The sequence below is a fragment of the Chitinophaga sp. SYP-B3965 genome, assembly GCF_009647655.1.
Classification (GTDB): domain Bacteria; phylum Bacteroidota; class Bacteroidia; order Chitinophagales; family Chitinophagaceae; genus Chitinophaga.
The window spans coordinates 296,590-315,967 of the sequence record NZ_WJFD01000006.1 but is presented as its reverse complement, the minus strand read 5'-3'; the positions used below and the strand labels follow the sequence as shown (position 1 = coordinate 315,967).

Below are 19,378 nucleotides of genomic sequence, written 5' to 3'. Positions count from 1 at the left end.
ATATAAATTATCGTAAATTATTATTTGCATTAATATTATAAATATTATACATTTGCTATCTGGTGCAGTTAATACCAGTTTGTTACATATTATTATTTAGAGTCATTGACGTTCAGTAAACGTTTGGAATAGAAGGAGTTAAGCGTCTAAAGAGGGAGAAAAGGGCTATCCTGCCTGAGCAGATTACCCACAACAGTGAAATTCCACCACCGGAAAAAATGTATTTGCCGGTATATAACGTCAGCCTCGAGAAACATAGTATGAGATGTAAAGAAATTTAAGCTATTATGTTAGTCCTATCCTTACCTAAGAAAGAAAAACCGCAGGATGCGGGTTCAAAACACCTGCGTTTTGCCATCGTGGCCATTATTATGGCATTCTTTTTCCTTTGCGGCGAAGTACATGCCCAGGTGCAACCAGCTATTATCAATCCTACAGGTGGTACCGCACTGGATAATAACCTGCGTATTGAGATAAGGGATAGTTGTATCCTCGTCAGGCGTAAAGGAGTGGACCAATATAACCTGGATGGCTCTCTTCCAAAGGAAGATATTGGCTTAAGGACTTATTTCATCCTGCAACAAAGGTTCGGGAGTTTATATGAAAAGGATCCCAAGTACGTAAAAGCCTGCGAAATATCAGACGTTTATGGCAATGGTACGCTGGCAAATCCCTGGAAGATAGTGACCTTGTCTACTTTTCAAAACGTTAGTAATGCTACCTATAATGTTACCACAGTATATACTTATGTAGACGGTACCTCTTATTATAATGTTGATTTCTTTATCAGCTCTAATGAAAAACCACTGAACGGACCTACAGGCGGACCGTATTATATTCATATTTATTTGTCACAACGCAGCTGGATGAACACCGTGGATTGTAGCACAGGCTTTTCCTCTGGTGAATCATCTATTGTCTTTGATGAATACCTGAATGCAGGTATGCCAGATCCCACCCAGATGTTGAAAAGCGTAGTGGGTACAAAAAAAGAAAATGGGTCCTGCCCAACGGGACCAGAAGGAGAAGGTGTGAATGTGTTCAAAACAAATGGTGGTTTTACATCCTGGTTTGCAGGCCCTACCAACAGCAGGGATGTAAAAGTGAGCCCGGGTTACATGTTAAGTAATAACATTAATGCTGTGCCGCAGGCCCAGGGGGTTGCAGTACATAAGGCCATTTTAATGGATGCTACGGACTTAGAGATCAATCATGAAACGAAACGTTTTGCCGTAGGGTTTGATTCTACAGAGATGAAGGCGCTCTTTGTGCAGGACCCCAATCTGATAGCAGGTGATACACATTATCCTTTTGCAGCAGCTACTATTGAATTATCTGATGCCAACCCTTCCGGCCCGGAAGGGGATAATACCCATGTGATCACCAACCTTACATTAAAGGTAAGCGGCGCCAAATTTAATTTGCCCCAGCTGGCCACCGTGAAAGTAACCGCTACTACCAGTGGTGTAAATGATGCGGTGGAAGGTGCAGATTATGAAGTTACTTATACTAAGATACTGATCCCTGCGGGTGATTATACTTATACGCCGGCATATTTCCCTTTGAACAATATCCTGATCAAAGGAGATGATGACCTGGACCCTAACAAAACATTACGGGTAGAACTAACGAAAGATTGTTCTCCGCATCTGGTGTTAGGCGCCATTAATGATGTTATTTATACGATCATTGACGATGATGCCAATGAGTTATTTATAGAGCCTGCTCAAACTACACTGGAAGAAGGGAAGACCATGAAGGTGAAATTGAGGATGTCTGGTACACCCTTATTAACGGATGTGGTAGTTACTTTGGCAAAAGGAACAGCAGATGCTGAATCAACAGATCATAGTGTTATTCCTGCTACGATCACTATTCCTGCGGGAAGTCTTTTTGCAGAATTTGATTTTGATGCGATAGCAGACCGGATACTGGAACCAGCCACGGAAAATCTTGATATTACCGCTACGGCAACTATATCAGGGATTAACAGAACACATACTACCAGCATCGGTATCATTGATACAACAGGATTAAACCCTGCCAACAAGGTGATCACTTTTACTTCTCCTGCTACCACAGAAGGAAATGATGCTACGATCACTGCCAGCCTGCCATTTGGGGTAACGACGGAGTTCCCTATTGTGATCGGTATGACAGAAGAACCGCCTCCGACCACCACAACTGACCCTACAGATTTTAGTTTTACATCTCCCTTTCCGTCGGACATGACGATTGCAGCCAACGGTAATAGTGTTGCTTATACATTGCCCGTTACTGCAGATACCAAACTGGAACTACAGGAAACACTTTTTTTTAGTGGCGCCAGCACCGGGTTTGTTTTTAATAACGGGCAGCTGGATGTTATCCAGGAGCCGGTGAACCTTACAGTAGAATTTGATGATCCTGCTATCACAACTGTAACTGAACCATATTATCCGCAGATAATAGTCCGCTTGCCTTATGCAACGGATTTTGCATTTGACGTTGACCTGGAAATAGATCCCTCTTCTACGGTAGATGCATCCGATTATTATCTTCCTGACCCGCTGAATTTTAAAGTACATTTTACGCCGGGGTCAGATTTTGTAACATTTAATCTTTTGGAGATACCACAGGATTATTTGCAGGAGTTGCAGGAGAAGTTGGTCATAAAGGCAAGCTCACCAGGTTTTACAGCTGGTTCCGCTGCTTTATTGATCGATGATTACACTACCGCGAATCCTACCTCCATGGAATTTTTCCTTGAAGCAGAGAATGGTGAGTACGAGTTCACAGAAGGCGAAACTGTTCGGATGAAGATCACATCAGTAGGTGACCTCTCTTCTGAACCGATCACTTTTACCATTGGCAATGCTAATGTAGATCCTAATATTAATGCTGCTGATTTCGAATTACCACTTACCGTTACACTGCTCCCATTTGAAAGAGAAGTGTTTTTTGATGTGAAAGCCAAAACGGATGCACTGACGGAAACATTTGATGAAGAACTGGTTATTACGGCAGATGCGAATGTGTCTGGTAATCCTTATACCACATATCCTTATTATATTTATATAAAGGATGGCATCAATCCTGTTATCGAATACACTGTATCAGATGTTACAGAAGGAGGAAATGCTACAGTTACTGCAACCTTGCAATCCGGAGTAGCGTCATCAGATATTGTGATCACCCCTGCAAGGATTTCAGGCAGTGCTACAGATGATGATATTACTTTACCTGCTTCTTTTACTATCCTGGCCACCACTAATTCCCAAACCTTTACGCTCACTGCAGTTCCTGACGGTATCCTGGAAAGGTTAGAAACACTTGAGTTAGGTGGTACAGCTACAGGGTATATCATTACCCCGGTAAACTTAAATGTTATTGATGCAGAAAGTGCAGTTTCTGCTAATAAGAATATTACAGTAACCCCGGTTGCTTCAGATGTAACAGAAGGTAATACTGTAAAGGTATGGGTTAGCCTGCCGGGTACTATTAAAACTTCGGAAGATCTGACCATTGCCCTGACTGCGGGGGCTGGCACAGTTGTAACTTTACAGGGCACGGAATATACATTGCCGGCCAGTGTTAAGATCCTGGCAGGTGAACATGAGCATTCGTTTGACCTGGTAGCTGCCCCGGATAATATATTAGAACCTGATGAGCAATTAGAGATCGCTGCCAGTTCATTGATCTTCAATGAAAATAAAACGGCCAGTGCCCTTGTAAATATTAAAGATGGTACAGGGAATATTGCTGCCAATAAGATAATAACAGTTACTGGCCCGGTGTCTGTAACAGAAGGAGGGAGTACGGCTAATTATTACTTCAGTTTACCCGTCGGTATAACAACACAGGACCCGATTGTTGTTCAGTTGGTTTCAGGTCTGGGAACAGATGCTGCACCGGCAGATTTCCAGGGTAATGTATATCCTGCGACGGTAACTATTAATAGTAGTACGGGAACGCTGGGTGTTGTGGCAAAAGCAGATGGCGTCATTGAACTTCAGGAGAAACTGATATTGGTTCCATCTTACCTTGATTTTACATTTACTCAGAACGTAGATCTGGATATTATAGACGCTGATTTGGCTGGTGCAACAATTACATTGTCTTCTTCTGCGGCTAACGTGGCGGAAGGAGGTACTGTGAGGATTACGGCCACCTTAAGTGTTACGTCTGCAACACCAATAAATGTTGTACTGGCAAAAGATGGATTATCCGTTGCCGGCAGTGGAGATCATGGGGCTTTAGGAACGATTACGATCGCTGCAGGTTCCAGCGATGGATATGTAGATATTACCGCTAGTAGCGATCTGCTCCTGGAGAATACAGAATCCCTGATCCTTAATGGAACAGCAACTGGTTTAACTGTAACTGGTACAACAGTAAATATTACGGATGCCACAGGTATCTCTGCCAACAAACAGATCACACTAACCCCAGCTGCATCCACTGTTGCAGAAGGCGGAAGCATCCAGGTGAGAGTAAGTTTACCTAATACCATTCTTACTTCGGAAGCACTTACCATTAACTTAACAAGTGGTACAGGCACTGTAGTTACCTTGCTAGGCACAGAATATACTTTACCATCGACAGTTACGATCCCCGCAGGAGGAAACGAAGTCTTCTTCACCCTGACTGCTAACACCGATCAACTGATAGAACCGAATGAAACATTAGAGATCAAAGCAAATGCTACCGTATTCGGAGAAGCAGTAACTACATCATCTAACGTAGCTGTCACAGATGTGACTGCGAACAAACTGATCACGATCACCGGTGCCACTACGGTAACAGAAGGCAGCAGTGCAACGATCACGTTCTCTTTACCATCAGGTATCATCACTGTGGAAGCATTGGATATCGATCTGGCCGTTGCCGGAACCTCCACTGCTTTACCTGCAGATTTCACTGGCGTGTTCCCCAATAAAGTAACAATCCCACCTAACGGTGATCACATCGATCTCACCTTACCAGCTAAAACAGATGGTGTTATTGAAGCATTAGAGAAACTGGAACTGATACCAAGTGCTGTTGGTGGATTTACATTTAATAGTAACGTAGAACTGGATGTTATAGATAATGACTTAGTAGGCGCATCAATTGCATTGTCTGCTTCTATAGCTAGTGTGGCAGAAGGTGGTACTGTAAGAATTACAGCTACTTTAAGTGTGACTTCTTCAACAGATATTATTGTAACACTGGCAAAAGATGGTACATCACAGGCTGATAACACAGATCATGGAGCATTAGGCAGCATTACCATTCTTGCCGGTGCAAGTAGCGGATATGTAGACATCACTGCCAGCAGTGATCTGCTCTTGGAAAATACAGAATCTCTGATCCTCAACGGAATAGCAACTGGCTTCACTGTAATTAGTACCACAATTAATATTACAGACCTGAATGGTCAGAATAGTAATAATAAGATCTTTACGATAACACCTGTTGCTGCATCTATTGCAGAAGGAGGTTCAACAGTTGTGAAGATCAGTCTGCCATCTCCGCATAAAACACAGGATGCACTGACGATCAATTTAAGCAGAGGTGCTTTATCAAGCGCTTCGTTACTGACTTCAGAGTATAGTGCTTTTGTGGGCTCGGTAGTAATACCGGCTGGAGGAAACGAGGTTACTTTTAACCTGGATGCATTGACTGATGATATAATTGAACCTACAGAACAATTGCAGCTGGAAGCTACTGCGATGGTGTATGGTACATCCATTACAGCCAAGACTACAGTGGATATCACAGATGTAACCGCAAGTAAACTGATCACGATCACTGGTGCTACTACAGTAACAGAAGGTAGTAGTGCAACGATCACGTTCTCTTTGCCATTAGGTATTACCACTGCAGAAGCATTGGATATCAACCTGGCTGTTGCCGGAACCTCCACAGCTTTACCCGCAGATTTCACCGGTGTGTTCCCGACCAAAGTGACGATTCCGCCTAACGGTGATCACATCGATCTGATTTTACCAGCTAAAACAGATGGTGTAATAGAGGCATTAGAGAAATTGGAATTAGTGCCAAGTGCGGTTGGTGGATTTACATTTAATAGTAACGTAGAATTGGATGTTGTAGATAATGATCTGGCTGGTGCATCAATTGCATTGTCTGCTTCTGCGGCTAGTGTGGCAGAAGGTGGGACAGTAAGAATTACAGCCACCTTAAGTGCGACTTCTTCAACAGATATTATTGTAACACTGGCAAAAGATGGTACATCACAGGCTGATAACACAGATCATGGAGCATTGAGTAGCATTACCATTCTTGCCGGTGCAAGTAGCGGATATGTAGACATCACTGCCAGCAGTGATCTGCTTCTTGAGAATACAGAATCCTTGATCCTCAACGGAACAGCAACTGGCTTCACTATAGCCAGCACCACCGTAAATATTACAGATGCCACGGGTATCTCTGCCAATAAACAGATCACGCTGACCCCAGCTGCATCCACTGTTGCAGAAGGAGCGAGCATCCAGGTGAGAGTAAGTCTGCCTAATACCATTCTTACTTCAGAAGCACTTACCATTAACTTAACGAGTGGCACAGGAACTGTGGTTACCTTGTTAGGCTCAGAATACACTTTACCATCGACGGTTACGATCCCTGCAGGAGGAAACGAAGTCTTCTTCACCCTTGCAGCCAATACCGATCAACTGATAGAACCAAACGAAACATTAGAGATCAAAGCAACAGCTACCGTATTCGGAGAGGCGGTTACTACATTATCTAATGTAGCTGTTACTGATGTGACCTTGAGTAAATTGATCACGATCACTGGTGCGGTTTCTGTAACAGAAGGCAGCAGTGCAACGATCACATTCTCTTTACCATCAGGTACCACCACTGTGGAAGCATTGGATATTGATCTGGCTGTTGCCGGAACCTCCACTGCTTTGCCCGCAGATTTCACTGGCGTGTTCCCCACTAAAGTTACAATCCCACCTAACGGTGATCACATCGATCTGACCTTACCAGCTAAAACAGATGGTGTTATTGAAGCATTAGAGAAACTGGAACTGGTACCAAGTGCTGTTGGTGGATTTACATTTAATAGTAACGTAGAACTGGATGTTGTAGATAATGACCTGGCTGGTGCATCAATTGCATTGTCTGCTTCTGCGGCTAGTGTGGCAGAAGGTGGTACTGTAAGGATCACGGCTACTTTAAGTGTGATCTCTTCAACAGATATTATTGTAACACTGGCAAAAGACGGTACATCACAGGCTGATAACACAGATCATGGAGCATTGGGTAGCATTACCATTCTTGCCGGTGCAAGTAGCGGATATGTAGACATCACTGCCAGCAGTGATCTGCTCCTGGAAAATACAGAATCCCTGATCCTTAATGGAACAACAACCGGCTTAACTGTAACCGGCACAACAGTAAATATTACAGATGCCACAGGCATCTCTGCCAACAAGCAGATCACACTAACCCCAGCTGCATCCACTGTTGCAGAAGGAGCGAGTATCCAGGTGAAAGTAAGTTTACCCACTAACATCCTTACTTCTGAAGCGCTTACTATTAGCTTAACAAGTGGTACAGGAACCGTAGCTACCTTGTTAGGCACAGAATACACTTTGCCATCGACGGTTACGATCCCCGCAGGAGGAAACGAGGCCTTCTTCACCCTTGCTGCGAATACAGACCAACTGATAGAACCGAATGAAACATTAGAGATCAAAGCAAATGCTACCGTATTCGGAGAGGCAGTAACTACATCATCTAATGTCGCTGTCACAGATGTGACTGCGAACAAGCTGATCACGATCACTGGTGCCACTACCGTAACAGAAGGCAGCAGTGCAACGATCACTTTCAGCTTGCCATTAGGTATTACCACTGCAGAAGCATTGGATATCGATCTGGCGGTTGCCGGAACTTCCACTGCTTTACCCGCAGATTTCACCGGTGTGTTCCCGACCAAAGTAACGATCCCACCTAACGGTGATCACATCGATCTTACCTTACCAGCTAAAACAGACGGTGTTATTGAAGTATTAGAGAAACTGGAACTGGTACCAAGTGCTGTTGGTGGATTTACATTTAATAGTAACGTAGAACTGGACGTTGTAGATAATGACTTGGCTGGCGCATCAATTGCATTGTCTGCTTCTATGGCTAGTGTGGCAGAAGGTGGTACTGTAAGAATTACAGCCACCTTAAGTGCGACTTCTTCAACAGATATTATTGTAACGCTTGCAAAAGATGGTGCATCACAGGCTGATAATACAGATCATGGAGCATTTGGCAGCATTACCATTCTTGCCGGTGCAAGTAGCGGATATGTAGATATTACAGCTAGTAGCGATCTGCTCCTTGAGAATACTGAATCCCTGATCCTCAATGGAACAACAACCGGCTTAACTGTAACCGGTACCACGGTAAATATTACAGATGCCACAGGCACTTCTGCCAATAAACAAATCACACTGACCCCAGCTGCATCCACTGTTGCAGAAGGCGGAAGCATCCAGGTGAGAGTAAGTTTACCTAATACCATTCTTACTTCCGAAGCACTTACCATTAACTTAACAAGTGGTACAGGCACTGTAGTAACCTTGCTAGGCACAGAATACACTTTACCATCGACAGTTACGATCCCCGCAGGAGGAAACGAAGTCTTCTTCACCCTTGTAGCCAACACGGATCAACTGATAGAACCAAATGAAACATTAGAGATCAAAGCAAATGCTACCGTATTCGGTGAAGCAGTTACTACATCATCTAATGTGGCTGTCACAGATGTGACTTTGAATAAACTGATCACGATCACAGGCGCTACCACAGTAACAGAAGGTAATAGCACAACGATCACCTTCAGTCTGCCATTAGGTACCACTACTACAGAAGCAATAGAAATTAACCTGGCACAGGGAACAAACACCCCTGCCGTCATAGCAGGTGACCTCAATGGTGGCATCCCTGATAAAGTGATCATACCAGCCGGTGGCAACGATATCACCTTAACGATACAACCGAATACAGATGGTGTCATAGAAACAGTAGAGAAGCTGCATTTGATCCCATCTGCCATTGGAGGCTTTACCTTCAACCAGGATGTATTATTAGATGTACTGGATCAAAGTCACAGCGGAACGATCACCTTCAGCAGTAACACTACAGCTATCACAGAAGCGCTGGATGTGGCAACTATAACAGTCAGCCTCCCTGGTGTACTTACTGCTGGTAGCGATATCCAGGTGAACATCACCAAAGGCATTTCCTCTGCAGGTAACGCAGATCACAGTGTTTTACCCGCATTCGTAACAATTGCTAATGGTCAGCATGAAACAACCTTCACCGTTACAGCTCCGCTGGATCTGATCCTGGAAGGTAATGAAGACCTCGTGCTGGAAGGTTCTGCATTAGGATATGGAGTGAGTGGTACAACAATACAGATCCAGGATTCTACACACAGGGATCCTTTGAATACAGTGATAACACTGAATCCGAATGGCGGCAGCATTTCAGAAGGTACTACAGGGCATTTCCATGTAAGCCTTCCTAATAATGTTGTATCCACTACGCCGATTGTAGTACAACTGGCTAAAACAGCCGCTTCCTCTACAGCTGCCGATACAGATCATACACAGATCCCGGTAAGTATTACTATCCCGGCCAATAGCAATGTCAGTGCTAATTTTGATATCTCTGCCGTGGTGGATGGTATCATTGAACCAACGGAAGTAGTGAAGGTAGATGGCGTTGTTCCTGCAGGATTTACTTTCGCAGGTACTAATATAGATATCACAGATGTTACCGGTCTTACCCTGGCAAACAGGCAGATCCAGATCACAATAGATTCAACTATCCTGCATGAAGGCAATACCAGCAAAGTAACCTTTGCATTACAATCTGGTATTACTTCTTCCACGGATATAGCTATCACCGTGAATGCGGATGGCGGATTCTCTGCTGCTGCCGCTGATTTCACCCTTACACCAAATACAGTGATCCTGCCAAAGGATATGAATACGGTGACGGTGATACTGGAAGCAATTGCAGATAATACAGACGAACCTGATGAACAATTAAAACTGACAGGTACTGCTACAGGCTTTACAGTATTGCCAGGTGGTACAGTTAATATTCCCGGATCAGGTGCTCCCGCTGTTACGGTAACAGCGGTTAAAACAACCGATGCAGCTGAACCTTCCACACAAGGTGTATTCACGATCAAACTGCCTGGTGCCGCTAATGCTCCTGCAGATATTACGGTGAATTATACCGTAACAGGAACCGCAGTGTCCAATGATGATTACATACCACTTTCCGGTGTAACTATCATCAAAGCAGGTGATAACAGTGTCGCTGTTCTGGTTAATGTAAAAGATGATCAGATCATTGAAGGAGATGAAGCGCTGCAATTGACATTACAGTCTGCCAGCTTCGTTCATTTCGGCAATACCATAGCTGCAAGTGTTGACAACTCAGGTGGCGCCGGTATGTTGATCCTGGATAATGAAAACACCGCAGAAGGCCGTAAGATCTTAATAGAGAAAATACACCATGCCGCTGAGCCGAACGAAAACGGCAGCGTAAGGGTACGTTTTGCAGATGCACAATTTACCGCTACTGTTCCTGTAACCGTTACCTACACGGTAGCTGGTACTGCCACAGCTGGTGTTGATTATAACACATTATCCGGTACGGTAACCATCCCTGCGGGTGATCATGAAGCGATCATCAGCATCGTACCGATAGATGATACAGATCAGGAAAGTATAGAAACCATCACAATTCAATTAACAGGGGCCAGCGCCGGACTTCCGCTCGCAACGCAACAACAAGTCTCTGTGGATCTGTATGATAATGATAAGATGACGGTGGAGGTATTTGCATCGGCAAGTGTAACAGAAGGTACTACGATACCAGTAACAGTACGCGCATCGAAAAATACACCGGTAGATATGCCGGTAACGATCAGCCTGCAGCATGATGCTTTCAGAACGGTAACTACCAGCGCAACATTTACCATTACAATTCCAGCGAACCAGAAAGAAGCAACAGCTAATGTTGTCCTGGTGGATAATGATGTGAATGATGACAATGGGTTCGTAAACCTCGCCATCCAGCCATTTGCAGGTGGAGGCCAGCCATATGCCATTGGCTCCAGTGCTACAAGTGTTACAACAGTCACAGATAACGATGCATTAGAGATCTCATTCAAGGTAGATACTGCCAGGGTAAAAGAAGGCAATTCAGCTATTACACCATTAGGCTTCACCGTGAAACTGAATCGTATGAGCAGCCGCGTAGTTAACCTGAATTACCTGTTTGCAGATGCATTTGAAGGAGCAGGAGCGGACAAAGATCCAATGAGGGCAAGAGCAGGAGAGGACTTCCAGCCACATATCACCAGCCTGGCCATTGCACCTATGCAGTTGGAAGCAGAGATCGTGGTACCAGTGATCGGAGATGTGGATGCTGAAATAGACCAGCTCTTCGCTATCCGGTTAACCACAGCTACAGTGGCTTCTTTACAGAATGCCGCTGTGGTGGTGAACCCGCTTACAGCTATAGGCATCATACAAAATGATGATCAGCCGATTGAGACAGAGATCAAAGTGAATAAGGGCTTATCGCCAAATGGTGATGGTAAGAATGATGTGCTCTTCATTGAGAACCTGGATAAATATACACAGAATGAGATTGTGATCGTGAACCGCTGGGGTGGAACAGTTTATAAAACAAGTAATTACAATAACCAGTCAAACAATTTCAGCGGTCGCGCTAATACTGGTGGTGGTTCCGGAAGTAATCTGCCGGATGGTTCCTATTTCTTTGTTCTGCATGTGTGGGACAGCAATGGAAATATGACACGCCACACGGGATATATAGTATTGAAACGATAAACTTATTACTATGAAAAAGAGCCTCAGAAAGCTGTTCGTAGTCGGGATGATCTGTAGTTGCACGCAACAGGTAGTTGCTCAGCAGCAACCAGTATTTGCGCAATACCTTTTCAACGGTATGGTTGTAAACCCCGCATATCCGTCCATGGACGAATTTAGCAGCGCAACCGTTGTTGCCCGTAATCAGTGGGTAGGAATGGAAGGTGCACCAAAAACCGCTGCCTTTTCTTTTTATACGCCGATCAATGCCACAGGTACAAGTATTGGTTTTATGGCGATGAAAGATCAGATCACCATTTATTCACAGACAGGTTTTCGTTTCAATATTTCCCAGAAAGTGAAGATGAATGAAAAGCTTTTCCTGGCGCTGGGATTAAATGGAGGAATGGAACAGTTTTCCGACGACAATACGCATCTGGGAACAGATGACCCTGTATTTGCGACTAACCAGAAATACTGGAAATCTGATGTAGGCTTCGGTATGACGTTGTTCTCCGAGAAGTTTTTTGTTGGGATAGGAGCGCCGGTCTTTAAAAGTTTTAACCTGGGAAGCGCTGCCAACAAAGTAGAATTTAAAAGACATTTCTATCTGCAGGCAGGTATTATAAAAGATGTGAGCAAGGAGATCAAATTCAGGCCGGGCCTGTTATTAAGACAGGTAACGGGAGCGGGCCTGCAACTGGATCTCAGTGCAGCATTCCTCATCAAGGATATTGTTTGGGCTGGCGCTACATGGCGTACGGAAAAAACAGCCAGTGCTATGATACAGATCCAGATCACAAAGAATTTTATGCTGGGATATTCTTATGATTTTGCATCCGCTACACACCTCAAAGGAATGCAATCAGGCTCTCATGACCTGATGCTGAATTACCGTTTTGCATTTAAGAAAGGGAAAACCCTCACCCCACGTTTATTTTAGATTATCAATAAATAACATATTATAGAAAGAAATATCCGGAATAATAAATCCGGATATTTCTTTTATACGTATATACCACCTTCAAGCATATACTAAGGGATAATTCTTCAAAAAGTGTTGAACATTTTTATAGGATTTGTGTTAAGTTTGGAGGTGCAGGTTAGTATGAATTTGATGTACGATCTTTGAAAGGAAAGGGACAATCATTAACAGATAAAGTGCCTGGAAGCAGGAACCATAAAAGGTTTGAGACGTACAGCTATTTATTTTAGTTAACAGTTAGTTATCCTAACATAGAATTGTTTGTTTCTTCGTTTTTTTCATATAGATTTGGTTAAACGAATTTGAGAAGCACCTTGCCAATCAATAAGTTCTTTTTAAACACATTGAGAATACACCACTGTAAGATATTTAGTAGGCCCATAAGGCGCTTACACAACTTTTTGTCTTAAGCTAAATTGGAGAAAAAACCGAGCCTGATGTTCGTGTCGGGCTCTTCTTTTTTTTAGTAGACATCCAACTTACAGTGAACGCAACATATTGATTTTAATTAGGGAATAAGGGATTTTTGTCTTAAGCTAAATTGGAGAAAAACGAGCCTGATGGTCGAATCGGGCTCTTTCTATGAAGGATAAATACAATGACATTACATATATAAAAAGCTCGGGTAAACCCCGGGCTTTTTCGTTTTATATGCTAAAAAATAGTAGTATTCCTAACATAGTAAATATTTTTTTGTAGATTTAAAGCGTGAATGATGGCCTTTGTGCGAAAAATTAATCACTATCTCCCTGATATATAACTCTTTTATCCACTTTGCATTACTAGTTAATTTGGAGGATGGGCCTGATTGTCAAGTCGGGCTCTTTTTTTGCTTATAAAAGAAGGGTTCAGTATCAACTTATACGGAAATTTCGTAAATTTCAGTAAAGCATTATTGGATGGATTTATTAATGACAGAAGGCTTAATTACGTTATTTGCCATGCTCCATATTTGGCTGGTAGTGAGGTTTTGTGTACAGCATACCTTTAAGCAGTCAGACAATCCGCGTCCTTATCACCTGAAATGGCTGATCCTCGTATTTTTCCTCCCCTACATAGGATACGGCCTGTACCTTTGGTTAACAAGAGGTTATGTAACAGAAGAGAATTAAGGTTCCTCCTTATTCCAGCGCCGGGATATTTCCCTTTGATGTTTTATGGCCCGGATAGATAAACGCACTGCAATATAGAAGCAGAGGAGGGAAGCCAGCATCAGGTAAACACTGTCCCCTATAAAGAGAAAGAAATCATAGGCGCCATGGAATAGCACTGCCCAGAAGAGACCTGTCATCAATAATGTACCCCTGTGTAATGGGATGAACTTAGCCAGCCCGGTGTAATACCCCATTAAAACTGCAAAAGCAGCATGCGCAGGTACAGAAATAAACATGCGCGCCAGCCCGGTCCCGATACCATACTGCGCTACATAAGTGATATTTTCTGCTGTGGCAAATCCCATTCCTATCATCACAGAATAAACGATCCCGTCAAAAGGTTCATCAAATTCAGCTTTGGGATAAGCATAGAAACGGAGCACCAGGAATTTACCCAATTCTTCACTCAGGCCTACCACACCAAATGCATAAATGGCAGTATTGAGCAGTCCCGGCATGGAAGCACTCCAGCCACGGGAAGCGGCAAACATTTGAATAGCCAATGGAAAAGATACACTCAGTACACCTAGCAGGAAGGCACGGATCAACAGTCTGACCGGCTCACGGTTACGGCTATCCAGCATGTAAATGAGCAGGGAAATAGCAACGCCGGGCGCTATGGCTATAGCCAGTATCTGTAAGATCATCAGATCCCTTTTTGTTGTTTACGTTGCGCAAGGAAAGATTCGAATTCTTGCAGTGTAAAACTGCTCAGGTTCTTTTCTTTCGTCAATCCTCCTTTTTGCGCAGCCAGCGTACCGTATTTAATATCATGATATCCGCTGATGGTATGGGCATCCGGGTCAATAGAAAGTAACGCCCCTTTTTTAATCGCAGAAGGGATAAAGGTCCAGTCTATATCCAACCGGCGGGGATGTGCATTTAATTCTATCACCACATTATTGGCGACGCAGGCATCAATGATCTCCTCATGATTGAGCGGATAACCATTTCTGCTCAGCAGCAGCCTGCCCGTCATATGCCCCAGGATGGTGGTATATGGATTAGAGATGGCTTTCAGCACACGTGCCATGGCTTTCTCTTCCGTCATTTTAAGATTGGAATGCACAGAGGCGATCACAAGATCAAAACTGGCGAGGATCTCATCAGGATAATCCAGGTTGCCGTCATTGAGGATGTCCGCTTCAATACTTTTGAAGATCTTAAAGGGTGCCAGCTGGCTGTTTAATTGATCTATCTGTTGATGCTGGGCAACGATCCTCTCGGTATGCAGGCCGTTTGCATAAAAAGCAGAGCGGGAGTGATCACTGATCACGAGATACTCAAAACCCTGGTCCCTGGCAGCTTTGGCCATTTCTTCCAGGCTTTGCAGACCATCACTCCATTGGCTGTGAGAGTGAATAATGCCTTTAATATCAGTAGTTTCTATCAGTTTGGGTAAAGCATTACCCGCGGCCAGCGCTATTATTTCATTCCCTTCGCGAAGGCAGGGATGGATGTAAGAAAGACCGGCTTTCTCAAAGATAGCTTCTTCTGTAAGCGCGTCTCCGCCTGATGCCGGGCCTGCATGAGCAAAGAACTGGTCCAGGAAACTTTCTGTACCGGTGGTAACAAAAAGTTTGGTCGCAAAATGCGCTGGTTCTACGCCGTATATCTTTAGTTTGATGTGTTCTTTGTATTGTACGATGATGGCATCATCTGTATTATCCAGCCGCGTGAAGCCTTCCACTGTTTTAAGCTTTTCTGCCACCTGATCTATAGCCACTGCTATCACCAGCTCCAATTCGTCAATGATGGGCTGCTGGCGGCGGAAATTGCCTGAAATGGACACTTGTGCAGGAGCAAATATTTGTTGCAACATGCCTTCCATTTCACCGGCAAAAGCTTCAACTTCCGCATAGAGGTAACGCTCACGGTTAGACAAAAAGAATTCAATGCTTTGCTTGATGCTATCCTGTGTTTTCTGTCCAAACCCTTTGAACAGGAGGAGGCGGTTTTCATTGCAGGCGTAGAGTAATTCCCCTAAGCTTTCTATTTCCAGCTCTTTCCAGATAGTGGCGATCTTTTTAGGTCCAAGACCCTTGATCTTCATCATTTCCAGGATACCTGCCGGTGTTTTTTGCAGGTAGTCTTCCAGTACCCCGAACCTTCCGGTCTGGAGCATTTCAATCACACTTTTACCAGTGGATTCACCGATCCCCTTGATCTTAAAAATGGCGTCATGCGGAGTTTCTGCCAGGGGAACGGTCAGCTTTTCTATCTGGAAAGCTGCATTGGCAAAGGATTTGGCTTTAAAAGAATTATCGCCATGAATATCCATCAGTTTTGCGAGCAGGGAGAAGTTATCTGCAATGATATAGTTGTCCATAGATGGCGTAAGTTAGGCGATTCGGCTTGAATGAACAAAGGGGGGAGGGGGAGTTTACACAAAAAAAGAACCCCGATTTGCATCGGGGCTCTTTATGCTACAGTTAGTAAATTCGAAATTACATGGCCGGAGCTGAAGGTGCAGAAGGAGCAGCTTTCTTTTTAGGAGCAGCTTTCTTCTTAGGAGCAGCCTTTTTAGCGGCGGCTTTCTTTTTAGGAGCGGCTTTCTTAGCAGCAGCTTTCTTTTTAGGAGCGGCTTTCTTAGCAGCAGCTTTCTTTTTAGGAGCAGCTTTCTTAGCAGCAGCTTTCTTTTTAGGAGCGGCTTTCTTAGCAGCAGCTTTCTTTTTAGGAGCAGCTTTCTTAGCAGCAGCTTTCTTTTTAGGAGCGGCTTTCTTAGCAGCAGCTTTCTTTTTAGGAGCAGCTTTCTTAGCAGCAGCTTTCTTTTTAGGAGCAGCTTTTTTAGCTACTTTCTTAATTGTTGCCATTGTTTTTTGAATTTTTGGGTTAGTAAAAAAATTGGGTATCAAAAAAAACTTTATGGCTAACACTACCTAGGCTTCCGCCTGTGCAGTGGTATCAAATGACTTAACTGAAACGAAAGTTCTGTCTTTCTGACCTTTTCTAAATTCCACAAGACCATCTGTAAGAGCGTAGATGGTAAAATCCTTACCAATACCTACGTTAGAACCTGCGTGGTAAACTGTGCCTCTTTGACGGATAATAATATTACCTGCTACCGCCACCTGGCCACCGAAGATTTTAACTCCCAGCCTTTTGCTATGGGAATCACGACCATTCTTAACACTACCTTCACCTTTTTTATGTGCCATTGTATTGTTACTTTATAGTTTTTATCAATATAAAATTAAGCAATTTCGTTGATCTTGATACGGGTAAAATGAGTACGGTGACCCACTTTCTTTCTGAAGCCTTTTCTTCTCTTCATTTTGAAAGCGATCACTTTGTCACCTTGAACGTGAGCCAGGATCTCTGCTTTTACTACTGATTTTACATCAGTGCCAACGGTTATCTTGCCGTCGTTGTCGGTCAGCAGAACTTCTGCGAATTCTACTTTATCCCCGATATTACCAGTCAATTGCTGTACAAAGATCTCTTGATCTTTAGCTACCTTGAATTGCTGACCTGCGATTGTTACAACTGCGAACATAATATTCCAAAAATAATTTCCTGCAAAGGTATTACATTGTTATTTAATTAACAAAGAAATTAATACTTATTACAGTGCATATCCCACAGACGCAGGACACTACATTGAAAAATAGCTTTTTACATATCAAAGATACGGAGTTTTTACTATTTTAGTTTTTTTTAACAATTGTTTAGCATCCCTGTTCCCCCGCGCCCTACCCTGTTATACCCCAATTTCCGCTACAATGGCCAGCTGTAGCCATTCCGAAAAACTGTTATCTTGCGTACAATTTTTATACTTTTGTTTTTTACGTTGATCATTAATATAAAAAAATCGGGGCATGAAGTTTAAATCACTGCTGGCCAAACCATTTGCTTCCATTATCGCAAATAAGGTAAAGAAGGAAATGCAAAGGGCGGTGGAAGATCAGGAATCAATCTGGCAAGAACTGATGAAAACCGGCAGGAAAACGGAATTTGGCAAAGATCACCAGTTTGAGAATATACAATCCTATGAAGCCTTTAAGCAGGCTGTTCCCGTTAGGGACTATGAACAATTCAAGCCTTATATTGAGAAGATAAAAGAAGGCAAGCATAATATATTGTGGAAAGGGCAGCCCATTTACTTTGCCAAAACCTCAGGAACTACCAGCGGGGTTAAATATATCCCCATCACAAAGGAATCTGTAGACCACCATTTTAATACTTCCCGCAATGCGGTGTTCTGTAATGTGGTGGAAACCGGCGATACCAGCGTATTTGATGGTAAGCTCATTTTCCTTTCCGGATCACCGGAACTGGAACGTGTTGGCGGCATTCCCACCGGTAGACTGAGTGGTATTGCCAATCACCAGATCCCACGTTATCTCCGCACCAACCAGTTACCCACCTACGAAACCAATTGTATTGAAGACTGGGAAACCAAACTGGGCAAGATCGTGGAGGAAACCATCAATGCAGATATGCGTCTGATCAGTGGTATTCCGCCATGGATGCAGATGTATTTCGACAGGTTGATGGCTCAGAGTGGTAAATCTGTAGGGGAACTGTTCCCGAATTTCAAATTACTGGTGCATGGCGGTGTGAACTTTGAACCATACAAGGCCAAACTGATTGATTCTATTGGCCGGAAAGTGACCACCATTGAGACTTTCCCTGCTTCTGAAGGGTTCTTCGCCTTCCAGGATTCACAGGAACAGGAGGGATTGTTGTTGAATACCAACAGCGGTATCTTCTTTGAATTTATTCCCGCAACGGAAATATTTAATGAGAATCCCACCCGTATTCCGCTGAAAGAAGTGAAAACAGGAGTGAATTATGCCCTGATAGTAAGCACCAACGCAGGTCTTTGGGCTTATAACATAGGAGATACCGTTAAGTTTGTGTCTACCAATCCTTACCGGATCGTAGTAACAGGCCGCACGAAACATTTCATTTCTGCTTTCGGGGAACATGTGATCGGAGAGGAGGTAGAACAAAGCCTGATGGGGGTTGCGGATACCAGTGGCGTACGTATCACTGAATTTACAGTAGCCCCGCGTATCCAGGTAAATGGAGAATTACCTTATCATGAGTGGTTTGTGGAGTTTGAACAGGTGCCGGATAACCTGGAAGCATTTGCCCTCCAGGTGGATCAACAATTGCGGAACAAGAACATTTACTACGAAGATTTGTTAACCGGTAATATATTACAACCTTTAAAGATCAGGCCCGTACGTAAAAACGGATTTATTGACTATATGAAATCCATCGGTAAGCTGGGAGGGCAGAACAAAGTGCCCCGGCTCAGTAACGACAGGCGCATTGCTGACGAACTGGGCAACTACCTGGCAGGACGCTAATCATATTATTACGCAAAGGACCGGCTTCTTCAATTATATGCGCAGAAGCCGGTTTCCGCACGCATATTGAAAAAACTGTTT

General features: G+C 43.6%; 9 protein-coding genes. 4 read left to right on the top strand and 5 right to left on the bottom strand.

Annotated features, from left to right (window positions below; all coding sequences use genetic code 11):
- Positions 1-287: 287 nt before the first annotated feature.
- The 3 genes from GFS24_RS26140 to GFS24_RS26130 all read left to right on the top strand — a co-directional run bounded on the left by GFS24_RS26140 (position 288) and on the right by GFS24_RS26130 (position 13,937).
- Complete coding sequence (locus GFS24_RS26140) at positions 288-11,861, top strand: gliding motility-associated C-terminal domain-containing protein (protein ID WP_153664914.1); 11,574 nt, start codon at positions 288-290, stop codon at positions 11,859-11,861.
- Positions 11,862-11,871: 10 nt separating this feature from the next.
- Positions 11,872-12,783 carry a type IX secretion system membrane protein PorP/SprF gene (locus GFS24_RS26135; RefSeq protein WP_153664912.1) on the top strand — a complete coding sequence of 304 codons (912 nt, stop codon included), beginning with the start codon at positions 11,872-11,874 and terminating at the stop codon, positions 12,781-12,783.
- Positions 12,784-13,766: 983 nt separating this feature from the next.
- Positions 13,767-13,937 carry a PLDc N-terminal domain-containing protein gene (locus GFS24_RS26130; RefSeq protein WP_153664910.1) on the top strand — a complete coding sequence of 57 codons (171 nt, stop codon included), beginning with the start codon at positions 13,767-13,769 and terminating at the stop codon, positions 13,935-13,937.
- On the opposite strand, the gene GFS24_RS26125 is transcribed toward GFS24_RS26130, so the two are convergent.
- The 5 genes from GFS24_RS26125 to rplU all read right to left on the bottom strand — a co-directional run bounded on the left by GFS24_RS26125 (position 13,934) and on the right by rplU (position 17,475).
- Positions 13,934-14,626: a PrsW family intramembrane metalloprotease gene (locus tag GFS24_RS26125; RefSeq protein ID WP_153664908.1), complete on the bottom strand. Its 693-nt coding sequence runs from the start codon at positions 14,624-14,626 to the stop codon at positions 13,934-13,936. The two genes, GFS24_RS26130 and GFS24_RS26125, sit on opposite strands and share 4 nt — an antisense overlap.
- Positions 14,626-16,308: a PHP domain-containing protein gene (locus GFS24_RS26120; protein ID WP_153664906.1), complete on the bottom strand. Its 1,683-nt coding sequence runs from the start codon at positions 16,306-16,308 to the stop codon at positions 14,626-14,628. Before GFS24_RS26120 ends, GFS24_RS26125 begins: the two co-directional genes overlap by 1 nt.
- Before the next feature lie 118 nt (positions 16,309-16,426).
- Positions 16,427-16,792, bottom strand: a complete 366-nt coding sequence (locus tag GFS24_RS26115; protein ID WP_153664904.1) for a hypothetical protein — start codon at positions 16,790-16,792, stop codon at positions 16,427-16,429.
- 66 nt (positions 16,793-16,858) lie between these two features.
- Complete coding sequence (rpmA, locus tag GFS24_RS26110) at positions 16,859-17,137, bottom strand: 50S ribosomal protein L27 (RefSeq protein WP_153664902.1); 279 nt, start codon at positions 17,135-17,137, stop codon at positions 16,859-16,861.
- Between the two features lie 35 nt (positions 17,138-17,172).
- Complete coding sequence (gene rplU, locus GFS24_RS26105; protein WP_074240352.1) at positions 17,173-17,475, bottom strand: 50S ribosomal protein L21; 303 nt, start codon at positions 17,473-17,475, stop codon at positions 17,173-17,175.
- 322 nt (positions 17,476-17,797) lie between these two features.
- On the opposite strand from rplU, the gene GFS24_RS26100 reads away from it, so the two are divergent.
- Positions 17,798-19,297, top strand: a complete 1,500-nt coding sequence (locus GFS24_RS26100) for a GH3 auxin-responsive promoter family protein (RefSeq protein ID WP_153664900.1) — start codon at positions 17,798-17,800, stop codon at positions 19,295-19,297.
- Positions 19,298-19,378: the final 81 nt, after the last annotated feature.

Bases quoted from the DNA above. Each gene is read 5' to 3' on its own strand.
- rplU (WP_074240352.1), bottom strand. From the start codon at position 17,475: ATGTTCGCAGTTGTAACAATCGCAGGTCAGCAATTCAAGGTAGCTAAA.
- GFS24_RS26125 (WP_153664908.1), bottom strand. From the start codon at position 14,626: ATGATCTTACAGATACTGGCTATAGCCATAGCGCCCGGCGTTGCTATT.
- GFS24_RS26100 (WP_153664900.1), top strand. From the start codon at position 17,798: ATGAAGTTTAAATCACTGCTGGCCAAACCATTTGCTTCCATTATCGCA.
- GFS24_RS26135 (WP_153664912.1), top strand. From the start codon at position 11,872: ATGAAAAAGAGCCTCAGAAAGCTGTTCGTAGTCGGGATGATCTGTAGT.
- rpmA (WP_153664902.1), bottom strand. From the start codon at position 17,137: ATGGCACATAAAAAAGGTGAAGGTAGTGTTAAGAATGGTCGTGATTCC.
- GFS24_RS26115 (WP_153664904.1), bottom strand. From the start codon at position 16,792: ATGGCAACAATTAAGAAAGTAGCTAAAAAAGCTGCTCCTAAAAAGAAA.
- GFS24_RS26120 (WP_153664906.1), bottom strand. From the start codon at position 16,308: ATGGACAACTATATCATTGCAGATAACTTCTCCCTGCTCGCAAAACTG.
- GFS24_RS26130 (WP_153664910.1), top strand. From the start codon at position 13,767: ATGCTCCATATTTGGCTGGTAGTGAGGTTTTGTGTACAGCATACCTTT.
- GFS24_RS26140 (WP_153664914.1), top strand. From the start codon at position 288: ATGTTAGTCCTATCCTTACCTAAGAAAGAAAAACCGCAGGATGCGGGT.